The 12,965-nt window shown below is 42.1% G+C and carries 5 protein-coding genes; 4 read left to right on the forward strand and 1 reads right to left on the reverse strand.

Annotation, left to right across the window (positions count from 1 at the left end; genetic code table 11):
* Positions 1-364 precede the first annotated feature (364 nt).
* A complete protein-coding gene (locus tag CHX27_RS03130) occupies positions 365-6,175 on the reverse strand; it encodes a T9SS type B sorting domain-containing protein (protein ID WP_094485313.1) in 5,811 nt (1,936 codons plus the stop codon).
* Between the two features lie 339 nt (positions 6,176-6,514).
* Here CHX27_RS03130 and argS point away from each other — a divergent pair, with 339 nt between their 5' ends.
* The 4 genes from argS to CHX27_RS03150 are packed head-to-tail and all read left to right on the forward strand — an operon-like array spanning position 6,515 to position 12,661.
* Positions 6,515-8,293 carry an arginine--tRNA ligase gene (gene argS / locus CHX27_RS03135; RefSeq protein ID WP_094485317.1) on the forward strand — a complete coding sequence of 593 codons (1,779 nt, stop codon included), beginning with the start codon at positions 6,515-6,517 and terminating at the stop codon, positions 8,291-8,293.
* A 9-nt stretch (positions 8,294-8,302) separates the two neighbouring features.
* On the forward strand, positions 8,303-9,739 hold the full coding sequence (locus CHX27_RS03140) for an SGNH/GDSL hydrolase family protein (RefSeq protein ID WP_094485314.1): 1,437 nt from the start codon (positions 8,303-8,305) through the stop codon (positions 9,737-9,739).
* Positions 9,726-11,150 (forward strand): LysM peptidoglycan-binding domain-containing protein, encoded by a 1,425-nt coding sequence (locus CHX27_RS03145; protein WP_094485315.1) that lies wholly within the window; start codon positions 9,726-9,728, stop codon positions 11,148-11,150. The genes CHX27_RS03140 and CHX27_RS03145 overlap by 14 nt, the downstream gene beginning before the upstream one ends.
* 2 nt (positions 11,151-11,152) lie before the next feature.
* Positions 11,153-12,661 carry an MBOAT family O-acyltransferase gene (locus CHX27_RS03150; protein ID WP_094485316.1) on the forward strand — a complete coding sequence of 503 codons (1,509 nt, stop codon included), beginning with the start codon at positions 11,153-11,155 and terminating at the stop codon, positions 12,659-12,661.
* Positions 12,662-12,965 lie beyond the last annotated feature (304 nt).

Below are 12,965 nucleotides of genomic sequence, written 5' to 3' on the forward strand. Positions count from 1 at the left end.
AAAAAATTCTAACGAAGTAGGCGACCGTTTATCTGTTTAGCGTCTCAGTCGTTCATTTCTAACGGAACTAAATATTGCAATTTATTCATTTTCAGCGTTCTGACAAAGATTTTTTATCGAACTCAGGTTAGTAGGGCGTTCCGGCGCTGCGGGTTTGCTTCGCAGTTGTTTCGTGGCGCCGTCGGTTGCTTGCTGCAATAAATGTCCGGTCAACGGTAAGTTGCAGCGCAATAGCGTGGCTTCCGCCGGTCGCCCGCTATTGCGGCAACTTTAACCGTTTCCCAGTCATTTATTTCCACGCCGCCACCTAACGCGAGAATCGTGCATAAAAAAAGCTCCGAAATTCGGAGCTTTTTTTTGATTGTTATCGAATCAACGAGAAGTGCGATTTATACTCTTTCAGAACGCCGTTTTCAACGTACTGAATCGTGAACCAGTAATCGGTTCCAGGTAGTGGTTGTCCAGCTACGGTTCCATCCCAACCGTCGCCATCAGTATAGATTTGCGTAAGTAATCTTCCAAAACGGTCGTAGATGAATACCTGCGCCGGATTCGATGGATCAAAACCTTTAATCGTCCAACGATCGTTAATACCATCACCGTTTGGTGTAAAGTATTTCATGCTATCAACCAATTCAATGGTAATCGGCAATGGCAACGAGCCGCAACCATTTACGTCAGAAACTACGATCTCGTGAACGCCCGAAGGTACGTTTGTAAATACATTACTGCTTTGTGCTGGTTGCCCATCAATTGAGTACAAGAATCTTGTACCATTGTCAGCAGGATTTGTAAGTACACGAATAGTCTGGCTGTTCGTAAACCAACCCAAAGTTTCAAATGTAACTTCCGCTGGTCTAGCCGATTCAATTACTCTAACAGGAATTGGCGTCGACTCACAACCCGTAATGCCTTGCGCTGTGATTACCAGTTGGTAGTCGCCAGCTGCAGACGGACTGAAGTTTGGAGTAGTTGCAACCGTAACGCCCGCGTCATCAGTCCAATTAAAATTATAGAAAGACGAACTGTAACCACTTTCAATTACTGGAAGCGTAATTTGTCCAGTAACAACATCAGTACATATAATACCAGAAAGCGGATCTGATGCTGGTTGTGGAATAACAGTGATAGTAATAGGTTCGATGTCTTCACAACCCGAAGTGCTACCATCACTAACTCTGGCGTAAACGGTGCTCAACGAAGTATCTGTTAACGGTCCATTGTCTGTTACGATTTCATTTGTTTGGAAGTCGGCATCTTCTGGTGAAGGATAATACTCAACACTATAGAATGTTGGGTCTTGGCTACCTAAGATCGAAGCTGTTAGTGTATCTAAGTCAAATGCTGTAATAAAATCATTTGGGTTAGAATCAGAGTCACACACACGGAGTAGGTTCTGCGGCACCGGATTCGCTACGGCCGATGGATTAACCGTTACAATAAAACTTGTTTCGCTCGGACAAGCAGGCGTAAATGGTGCAGTACCGTAAACGTAAATCGTGCTAGTTGAGTTAATGACTGATCCAACGGGTATCTGACCACCGCCACCATTAGGAGCGTTATAATAAGCAGCTCCTGGGGTATTAAGCGGTAGTAGGATATATGATCCACAAACAGTAGCGTCTGGAACTTCATCTACATTATAGAATGTAATATTGAATGACTCATTTGCCGACGGACATGTATTTGGAGCAGTTCCGTTAACCGCATATACATACACTTGCGCATTAGAAGTATAAACTGTGCCCGGAGCAATTACACCGCCTGTACCATTTGGTCCTGCATAGTAGTTTGCACCAGGAGTAGTTAAGTTTGGCAACGCGTAAGAAGTTGCGCAAGTATTTATATTCTGAATATCTGCAGGATTAATAATTGGTGTGGTTGTAATCGTGATGTTAAATGCTTCCTCATCGGTACAATTTGGAACAGTTCCGGTGTCAGCGTAAGCGTAAATTGTGGTTGAGTTTAAAATTGAATTTCCGGCAAATAATTCAGTGTTTGCAGCATTTGATGGTCCGCCTGGTTGAGTAAACCAGCGTGTAGCAGGTGCAGGTGGCGCTGGTAAAATGTACGTATCACAAGCAAAAGCTGGAGCAATTGCTGGTACTACAGGCGAATTATTGATGGTAATAACAAACGGCTCATCATCAAAACAAATTTGTGTAGCGGTTGTCCCAGATTCTGCGTAAGCATATAAAGTTGTTGTAACTGTTACATTGAATCCAGCCAATCGCTCAACGTTACCAGGTACTGTTGGTCCGCCTGGTAAGGTAAACCATCTTGTCGCTGGTGCAGGTGGAGCAAGTAATGTGTAAGAATCACAAACAGTAACAGGAGCAATCGGTGTTACAACTGGTGTGTTGTAAATCGTTATGCTTAAAGGCTCATATTCAAAACAGTTCGGAGCAGTTGCGGTTTCTGCGTAGGCATAAATTGTTGTAGAAGTAGTTATTGTAGTGCCAACAGTTATCTCCGTTCCTGTTCCCGTATTATCGGTGAACCACTTTGTTGCAGGCGCAGGAGGCGCTGGTACCGTGTAGCTATCGCAAGCATAAACTGCAGCTTGTGTAGGAATATTTGGTGTTTGATTTATTGTAATTACAAAAGGCTCATCGTCAAAACAAATTTGTGTGGCAGCAGTACCCGATTCTGCATAAGCGTATAAGGTAGTTGTGGTAGTCACATTGAAACCAGGTAAACGTTCAACATTATTAGTTACAGTTGGTCCTCCTGGCAAAGTAAACCATCTTGTAGCTGGTGCCGGAGGTGCTGGTAGAATGTATGAATCACATTGCGTTACCGGAGTAATAGTTGCTACCGTTGGTGTTTGGTAGATAGTAACGGTAAAAGAATCTTCGTCTGAACAAGCAATACGGTTATTGTTTTCAGCGTAGACATAATACGTGTTAGTACCTACAGGCGGTGCAAAGCCGGCAGCTAATGCGGTACCCGTTCCGTTAGGTCCATTAGGTGCGGTGTAATAAGTTCCCGGACCAACGATAGCCGGAAGGACATAATTATCAGTGTCGCATTTAAATACATCCGCAATGTCGGTTACCGTTGTATTGGTTATAAATACGTCGATACTATACTCTTGGAAACAAGTGTTTCCAGGATCACTACTATTGGAATATACATAGATTGTATTATCGGATGTAATTTCAAATCCAGGTGGTAATACTGGATTAGAAGCCGATGGTCCACCAGGATTATCATAGTATTCGCCGAAAGCTAAGTCATCCAGAAAGAACGATTGGTTGCATCGGATTACTTCCTGTGGTCTCGGAGAAATTTGTGGTGACTGATTAATAGTAACTGTAAATTCTTCTTCGACAAAACAGCCAGCGGCAGCACCTTGCTTGTAGTAATATAAGGTGGTTACTCCTGGTGTTGTAATAGGAAAACCAACCGGGCGCACAGATCCCGTGCCTCCTGACTCTGTTCTGTACTGTCCGCCTAAGCCTAGCTCTGGTAGTGTGTAAATATCACATACTGGACCAACATCCGGAATAGTTGGTAGTGCAGCCACATTAACTGTAACGTCGAAACTTAGGTTATTAAGACAGGTTTGTCCAGGAACATAAATATAAACGGTTGTTAGCGGCGCACTTAAAATAGTATTAGGTGAAATAACATTTCCACCTCCTGCTGGGGCGTCACGGTATTCTCCAAAAGGTGGTGGAGGTAAGGTATAACTAGAACATGAATTAACATCGGCTGGTGGGGTGATACTGCTGAATCCGATAGTAACTGTAAAAGATTTTTCAGAAGTACAATTTACAGGTGAGGTATTTGACTCTTTGTAAACATAAATTGTACGAACACCTACTGTATTAATAACGGTATTTGGTGCTACAATACCACCAGTTTTGTTCGGACCGTTATAATACGTTCCTCCATTACCTGCTGGCGGTAAAGTATAACTAGAACAAGCAAATTGATTCTGATAATCCGGTAGTGGAGTAAAAGGAATCACATTAATAGTAAATGGCTCACTTATCGTACAAGGTGGCGTGACTGAGTTATCTGTAAATACAACAAATAAGTTATTGGTAGCATCTGTTAGAGTACTTCCAGCTGCGATTGGAGTTCCAGTACCTGCTGCATTATTAAAATAAGCTCCGTAAGGGATACTCGGTAAAGTATAAGAGGTACAAACCGTATCATCAACAGGAGTAATAGCTGGTAGATCTGCTTTTGTAACTGTAAAACTGCTGCTGCCTGGGCATCCGCCAGTCGCATTCCAAATATATACAGTCGTCGAGTTATTAATTACCGTTCCTACGTTGAGTACTGTTCCACCACCGTTTGCCGCAGTTCTATATTCTGCACCAGCAAAGGTATGGGCTGGCAATGTATAAGATGTGCAAACTACTACATCTGGTAAATCATCTACCTGAGCCAGTGGCGTAACAGTTAATTGAAATTGCGCGTTGGCAAAACAACTGGGGTCAGATATGTTTTGTATTCTTACGAAAATAGTTCTCGATTGAGAAATGAGATTTGTCCCTGTGGGAGTTAAACGATTCGTTGTATTATTAATTGTCGATGTCGCACCCGCTAACGTCGTATGATACGTAACCACATACGCTGTTGGATCTTGGCTTCCAAGAATTTGATTGGTATACCCTATATTCGGGTTAAGAGTTGGTCCTGTTGCAGTTAAATTTATAATTCCACGAGGTGGGGTGTCGGTGGAGTTTCTGGCGCAAACAGTAATGTTTTGAGGAGCTGTTGCAATGACAGGCGCTGTTATAATTCGCAGCGTAAAAGTTCGTACCACATAACAGGGTGTGCCGTTAGCTTGAATACGTACATAAATAACTTTGTTGTTCTGGTTAAATGGTATGCTGTAGCTTAGAGGCAAGGCATTTGTAGTAAGTCCAGCATCTGCAGCAGCCTGAGTTTCGTAATATCGGATAATGGTATCGGCTGGCAAGTCATCGCCCGCGGCGGGGGTGTTGCTTGATAAGATTATCGGCGTGTTTTTTGACAAATCAAAAGTGTAATTCGTTGCTCCAGTATCGCATACATGAATGTTTGGAACTGTAGCTAAAGCGTTAATTGCTGGGTATAAGAACACGATAATTTCATCGGTAATTGCAGTACAACCAGGTTCTACGTATGTTACGCTAAACCTGTTTTCTCCTGCAACCAAAGGACTTATACTCGGATTCCCTTGAAGTACCAATGTGGAATTCACGGCTCCTGCTATAGTTGTTCCGTTCTGTGCCCAAGTATATGTAGTTCCTGCTAAAAGCCCAGCTGCGTTTAATGTCGGCAGCGTGGCACCCGCGCAAATCGCGTTGTTGTTTGCTGGTACGTAATCTATTCCCAATACATTTTGTCCAACATTCAAACTATTTGCTTCTAGGAATATGGCCGAATCAAAGCTGGTGTTGTCGTTACCGTCGGCAATCACAATTTTAATAACGTAAACATGACTTGTATTTAGTCCTGTAGCAGAAGCTGTTAAAGGAATAGTTTGGCCGTTGTAATTAATGGCAGGACCAAACCCTGGGCCATTGAAAGCTCCGAAAAAGGACTCATTTTCACTAGTACATAATGGGTTGTATTCGTTATCGCGGATAGTAGCTACCGAAACCGCAGTGTTGCCATTTATAACAGCAAGGTTTATACCATTTGTAAGGCCAGGATCTAAAGTCTTATTGTAAAGAATGAAAGCAAATGCATCCGAGAAATCACACTGTGAAGTACCGTATTCTTCCGATGCAAAAACAAATCGAAAATCGAATGACGGTGTTTTCGGGGTAAATTCAAAAGTAAGCGATGTCGCATTAATTGAGTTAATGCTTACCCCATTTTGCGTAAGCAGTATGTTTTCAAGGGTCGTATCACCTGGCCAAGTATTTGAACCATCACTCAAAGTAGTGTTGTTCGGACTTGGACTGTTTAATACATTACCAGTTGTTAGGATCACCCCTCTGGAAAATGGAAAGTTTGGATTGAGATTTTCGAAATAACCAATACCATTCGTTGATCCAAAGTTTGTTCCTGTACTTGCAACTACGTTTTGAGCTGCAACACAAGGAGAGTTAATCAAAACATCGTTTACGAGTTGTGCGGGGGTATAGGTTGTCGCATCGACAGTGATTCCCTGCGAAAAACCCATAATACAACTTAAAAACGCTAATAAAATAAATGTCTTTTTCATAAAAACACAGAATATTTGAAGTTAGCAAACATAGCTAAAAATTTAATAATTAACGGGAATTTGAGAATTTTAGCAATTGTTAATTTTTAGGCAGAGCTCAGCATAAGGTCTGTAAACGATTGCTTCAATCTTCTATTTCTACCGACAATCCTAACGATCGCCTTGTGTAAAATGTAATTCCTGTTTGAATGTTATTCCGATTCTAGGCAAAACTGCACCAAAACTGAGCTTGAATTTGAATTCACATTAAAATTTGAATTCTTCTTTAAATCGATTCTTATTCCTATAAATATGAGCGCGCAATTCAATTATATTTGCAGCCTCAAAAAAATCGCAATGATTACGCTAAAACAGCAAATAGAAACCACTGTAACTGAATGCATTCAGTCTGTGTTTTCCAATATTGACGCCATTCCGCTCGAAGTTCAACTAACTAAAAAAGAGTTTGAGGGCGATTTTACCGTCGTACTTTTCCCACTCGTTAAAACCTTAAAGCTCGCTCCGGCACAAATTGGTGAACAGCTCGGTGCCTTACTGCTCGAAAAATCATCGCTGTTTAAAAACTATAACATTGTTTCGGGTTTCTTAAATCTAACACTACAAGAAAGAGCATTCACCGAGACATTTTCACATATTTTCGCAGATTCTAATTTCGGTTCGCATCCAATTTCTTCGGAAGGTGGCGCTATCGTCGAGTTTTCTTCACCAAATACAAACAAACCGCTACACTTAGGTCATATTCGAAATATTTTGCTCGGTTTTTCGGTATCGCGAATTTTAGAAGCGGCAGGAAAAAAAGTACATAAAACGCAAATTATAAACGATCGCGGCATTCATATATGTAAGTCGATGCTGGCTTGGCAACGTTTTGGCAACAGCGAAACGCCACAAACTGCCCAAATGAAAGGCGATCATTTTGTCGGAAAATACTACGTAAAGTTTAATATTGCTTACGAAGAAGAAATTAAAGCTCTTGAAGCAAAAGGCCTAACTAAAGATGAAGCTAAAAAGCAAGCACCTATTTTTCTCGAAGCACAAGACATGCTTCGCAAATGGGAAGCTGGCGATGCCGAAGTTGTATCTTTGTGGAAAACCATGAATCAATGGGTTTACGAAGGTTTTGAAACGACTTATCGCGATTTAGAAGTAGATTTCGACTCCTATTATTACGAAAGTGAAACCTATCTGCTCGGGAAGTCTGTAGTAACTTTAGGTTTGGAAAAGGGCGTTTTTGAACAAGATCCCGACGGTTCGGTGTGGATTGACCTGACCGCCGATGGTCTCGATCGTAAAATCGTTCTTCGTGCCGATGGAACTGCCGTTTATATGACACAAGATATCGGTACAGCCATTCAAAGAATGAAAGATCAGCCAGGAATGGACCAAATGATCTTTACCGTTGGAAACGAACAAGATTATCACTTTAAAGTTTTGTTCCTGATTTTAAAGAAGTTAGGTTTTAGCTGGGCTAATCAGTTGCATCACCTGTCCTACGGCATGGTTGATCTCCCAACGGGAAAAATGAAATCGCGCGAAGGTATCGTTGTTGATGCAGATGATCTAATTGCCGAAGTAATCGACACCGCAACAGCTATTTCCCAAGAACTCGGAAAACTCGATGGTTACTCCGAAGAAGAAAAATCGGTCTTATACCGTACCATTGGTTTAGGTGCCATGAAGTACTTCTTGTTGAAAATCGATCCGAAGAAAAAAATCACTTATAATCCTAAAGAATCCGTCGATTTCAATGGAAATACCGGACCTTTTATTCAATATGCACACGCGCGTATCCAGTCGATTTTGCGTAAAGCTGGCAATATCCCAACTACTTTAGCAACTGTTTCTACGCTCGATGCCAAAGAAATTGAGCTAATCAAAGTTTTGGAAGATTTTCCAGCAGTAGTAAAAGTTGCTGCCGCAGAATTGAGTCCGGCGCTAATTGCAAACTATGCCTTCGATTTGGTGAAAGCATACAACAGTTTCTACCAATCGGTTTCTATTTTAGGCGAAAGCGATGAAAATACACGAACGTTCCGTGTACAGTTGAGTGCAAAAACAGCAGAAGTTATAAAGAAAGCCTTGTATTTGTTGGGGATTCAGTCGCCCGAACGCATGTAAATCACCCCAATGCAGCAATCGAGTTTTTTTAAATCATTTCTGATTTTATTCCTGGCAGCCATTTTGTTTGTGGTGGCCAAGCCGTATTTGCCTAAAAAGTTGTTTCCCGAACAACAAGCAACCGCAAATCAAGTTGTCGACAGCACGGTTATCGAAGCCATTTCGGAAGCGGAAGCCACCGATGAACTTAACTATGCCGAAGCAGATTCTATGGGGAATCAGCCAATTGTTTATGTCGATGAGTCCGGCATTCAGTTTCCGTCTGAAACCGCGCAATCATACACCGGAAATCAACACTTGATTTCGTTTTATGAAAAACTTCGCTTACTCGAATCCAATCCCAATCAGTCGGTACGTATTGCCTATTTTGGCGATTCGATGACCGATGGCGACTTAATCGTTCAAGACTTGCGTTCGGCATTTCAATCGCAGTTCGGCGGAACAGGTGTTGGTTTCGTTCCTCTCGTATCCGAATCTGCGGGTAGCAGAAGCTCCGTAAAGCACAGTTTTGGAGGTAGTTGGAAAGATCAGAATTTCGTAACATCGAAATACAGCCGATACGCCTTTGGTATTAACGGTCACGTGTTTTATCCAACTGATAGCTTGGCGTGGGTGCGTTATGAAGCAGGCCGACAAGCCAATGTGGCATCGCTACCCAATCCGACACTCTTCTACGGCACCTCAAGAAAAAACGGCCGCTTGAAAGTCACCTACGGAAAAGATAGTTTGTGGTACAAATTAGATGGTAATCTAGCGCTCAACACACTTCGTATAGGTAAGTCGGATTTAAAGAAATTCAGAGCCGATTTTATCGAAGCCGATTCTATTCCCATTTATGGATTTAATTTCGACAACGGAAAAGGCGTCCATATCGACAACTTTTCGCAACGCGGAAACTCAGGTATGCCGCTGTCAAAGCTAAATCCACAATTGCTTAACCAATTTCAAAAAAAGTTGGGTTACGATTTAATTATTCTGCATTACGGCACGAATGTTCTGAATTACGGAACTAAAAATTACAATTGGTATCAACGCGGCATGCAAAAAGCCATCGCTAATTTACGAGCAGGTTTTCCAGGCGTTCCCATTTTATTGATTTCCGCTGCCGATAAAGCAACAAAGTACGACATGGAAATGCGTACCGATTCGGCTGTAGTGCCTTTAACACTAGCACAACGAAAATTAGCAGTAGAAACACGAAGCGGATTTATAAATCTGTTCGAACTAATGGGTGGCAATGGAAGTATGGTTCGTTGGGTCGATGAAGCTCCGGCCTTAGCCAATAAAGATTATACGCACTTTAATTTCCGCGGCGCAAAGAAAGTGGCTTCGCTTTTCTATCAAAAATTACAAAGTGGTTTCATTACCTATAAACGATTAAAAAGTAAAGTCGCTACTGAGGCCGTGTTGCCTGAAAACGACAGCATTCCTGATGAAGAAATGTAGCCTCATATTGTTGCTTTTCTTCGGATTTATCTTCTCAGGAAAAGCTCAGGTAACGGATACTACCGACGTTGAATCCGCTGTTGCAGAAGATACCGTTGCCGTTCCAATCGTAATTCCTGAAAACGGATTAAAGAATCCGAAAGCCATTAGTAAATTCTTGAAGGCTTTACAACAGCGCGAAACAGATGGTTTTTTAACGGATCGTGTGCACGTTTTTCACATCGGTGACTCGCACATTCAAGCCGATTTACAAACCGATAAAACGCGAACACTGCTTCAGGAAACCTACGGAAACGGCGGACGTGGCTTCATTTTTCCTCACCGTTTAGCGCGAACTAACGGTTCTTCAGACGTTTCGTTTGAGTCCGCAAACAATTTTTCATCGCAACGCATTATCAACGGTAGCAATGCGTACATGGGGTTAAGCGGTATTTCGTTTAGTAGTAAAGAACGTCCGTGTGCCGTAAAAGTTAGTTTGAAAGACAGTTCCGATGCATTCGACCTCGTACGCATCGTGCAGCCAAAAAGTACGGCACGTTGGCAGTTTTCTGCGGGAAAGACGCTAGAAAGCAAAAAAGTGATTGTGCCAAAACCGCGCATACACAAAATCAAAGACGGCGAAGTTTTGGGAAGCATTGCTCGTAAATACGGAATCTCGGTTAGTCAGCTTAAAAAAATGAATCGTTTGAAATCCGATCGAATTCGCGCTGGTAAAACGCTGATTGTTAGCAAGTCGGAGAATCGTTCGCGAAGTGTCAAAAAGTATAAGTACGCCACAGTCGATTTCAACGCAAGTGAAACCTGGACGTCCAAAGAGTTTGATCAAGCGCTGCAATTTGAAGTTTTTACAGATTCAGACGACACTTCTGCTTTAAACGGATTTATGTTGGAAAATTCCGACGGCGGCATTATCTACAGCAGTGTAGGCGTTAACGGCGCTAAATTCTCCGATTACAACCAAAGCCCGTTGTTCTTCCAACAGTTACTGGCAACTTCGCCCGATTTGTTGGTACTTTCTTTAGGAACCAACGAAAGTTTCGATCACCAATCGGCTTCAACGTATATTAATCATCTTACTACGTTCATTCAAAATTGCAGAAGTATTCATCCCGATATCGAAATTTTGGTGTGCACGCCTCCGCCTTCGTTGTTTAAACGACGATACAAAAACACGTACGTGGAAAGCTATGCAAATGCACTGTTGTTAAATGCCGAGCTATTGCGCTACGCCGTTTGGGACGGATACACGCAGTTGGGTGGCGGAAATGCCGTAAGTAGAAATTACAAAAGAGGATTAATGGCCGCCGATCGCGTGCATTACTCCAAATTAGGTTACGAAATTCAAGGAACGCTATTGGCCGAAGCGATTATCCGCCAAGCCAATCAATACGCAAAATCAGTAGGTCAGTAAGTATGCAGGATTTTACACAATATATCACGGATTTCTTCACATTTTCTTCCGCCGATGTAGCGCAGTGGTTTACCTTTGACCCGAAAAGTCCGATTTTATTCAACACCGCACTCTTCTTGGGCTTGTTCCTGATTTTTTATCCCATTTACATCCTAACACTGCGACTAAAAACATACCACTTGCGTAATTTGTACGTGTTCTTGTTTTCGCTGTTTTTCTATTACAAATCAAGCGGTCACTATTTCGGCTTACTGTTGCTTAGCGGTGTGATCGATTATAATTTAGCCAAACTCTTGTACGAAGAAAAGTTACAGTCGTTCCGAAAGTTCTATTTGGTACTGAGTGTGGTTTTAAATCTCGGATTTCTCGGTTATTTCAAGTACAGCAACTTTTTAATCGATAACTACAACCAGTGGTTTGAAGGCAATTTAGCGTTTCAAGATATTATTCTTCCGGTTGGAATTTCGTTTTATACCTTCCAATCGATGAGCTACATCATCGATATTTATCGCCGCGAAATTACGCCTACTAAAAACATACTCGATTACATGTTTTTTGTGTCGTTTTTTCCGCAATTGGTTGCCGGTCCGATTGTTCGAGCCTCGGAGTTTTTACCGCAGATTTACAAGAAAATTACGCTCAACAGTGCCGATTTAAACCATGCCTTATTTTTAATCATCGGCGGATTAATCAAGAAAACAGTTGTATCCGATTTTATCTCCTTAAATTTTGTCGATCGCGTGTTCGATTCGCCGAGCAGTTACACGGCATTCGAGAATTTATTGGCGTCGTACGGTTACGCCATCCAAATTTATTGCGATTTTTCGGGTTACTCCGACATGGCTATCGGTATTGCATTGCTCATGGGATTCCGCTTGTCGGTAAACTTCCGTACGCCATATAAGTCGGCCTCGATAACCGAATTCTGGCGTCGTTGGCATATATCGTTATCAACCTGGTTACGCGATTACTTGTACATTTCGATGGGCGGAAACCGCAAAGGAAAGTTCCGCATGTACTTTAATTTGTTTATGACGATGCTACTCGGCGGACTCTGGCATGGTGCGAGTTGGAAGTTCGTTATTTGGGGCGTTTTACACGGTTTAGCCTTGGTTGTAGAGCGCTTGTTCAAAAATGTACTTCACTTACCTAAAAATAGTTTTGTGCGTGTTGTGCAGGTGGTGCTTACGTTTCATTTCGTGGTTTTTTGTTGGATTTTCTTCCGTGCAAAAGATTTCGAAACAGCTTTCGAACTCATCGGAAACATAGGTCAGTTGCAATGGAACCCCGAGCAGTATCTCGTAATTTTAGAAGGTTACAGAAATGTGATGTTTGTAATGTTGTTTGGCTTCTTATGGCATTTTTTACCAAGTCGTTGGTCCGATGGTTTAAAACAAGCTTTTGGTTACTTACCCCTTGCCGGCAAAGCATTAATTCTTGCTGCGGTATTTTGGTTGGTTTACGCCAGCAGTTCCGAGGGGCCACAACCGTTTATTTACTTCCAGTTTTAACGAAGCGAGCTACATTTTTTAAACCGTTTTTTCAAAATTTTAGTTTCTTTTTTTGGGGGTGCCGGCGGTGCAATTGTAGCGCTTCGCAAACGTTTCACTGAACCGCCGTCGCGCCATCCGCTGTATCTTTCCGGCGAACGTAGGGTGGAAATACCATAACGCCGCAAAGGATGCCGCTGTTGTCGCTCACCCGGGGGAGCTGTAAATGGAAAAATATAAAAAATGGAAAAAATGAAAAAAATGAAAAGAAGCTAAAAAATGGAGTAATGGACATTTTTTAGGCTATTTTTTAGACGTTGCTTCC

This window comes from Flavobacterium aurantiibacter, assembly GCF_002251775.1.
GTDB classification, from domain to species: Bacteria; Bacteroidota; Bacteroidia; order Flavobacteriales; family Flavobacteriaceae; genus Flavobacterium; species Flavobacterium aurantiibacter.

Excerpts from the sequence above, each read along its gene's own strand:
- CHX27_RS03150 (WP_094485316.1), top strand. The coding sequence starts at position 11,153 with ATGCAGGATTTTACACAATATATCACGGATTTCTTCACATTTTCTTCC.
- CHX27_RS03140 (WP_094485314.1), top strand. The coding sequence starts at position 8,303 with ATGCAGCAATCGAGTTTTTTTAAATCATTTCTGATTTTATTCCTGGCA.
- CHX27_RS03145 (WP_094485315.1), top strand. The coding sequence starts at position 9,726 with ATGAAGAAATGTAGCCTCATATTGTTGCTTTTCTTCGGATTTATCTTC.
- CHX27_RS03130 (WP_094485313.1), bottom strand. The coding sequence starts at position 6,175 with ATGAAAAAGACATTTATTTTATTAGCGTTTTTAAGTTGTATTATGGGT.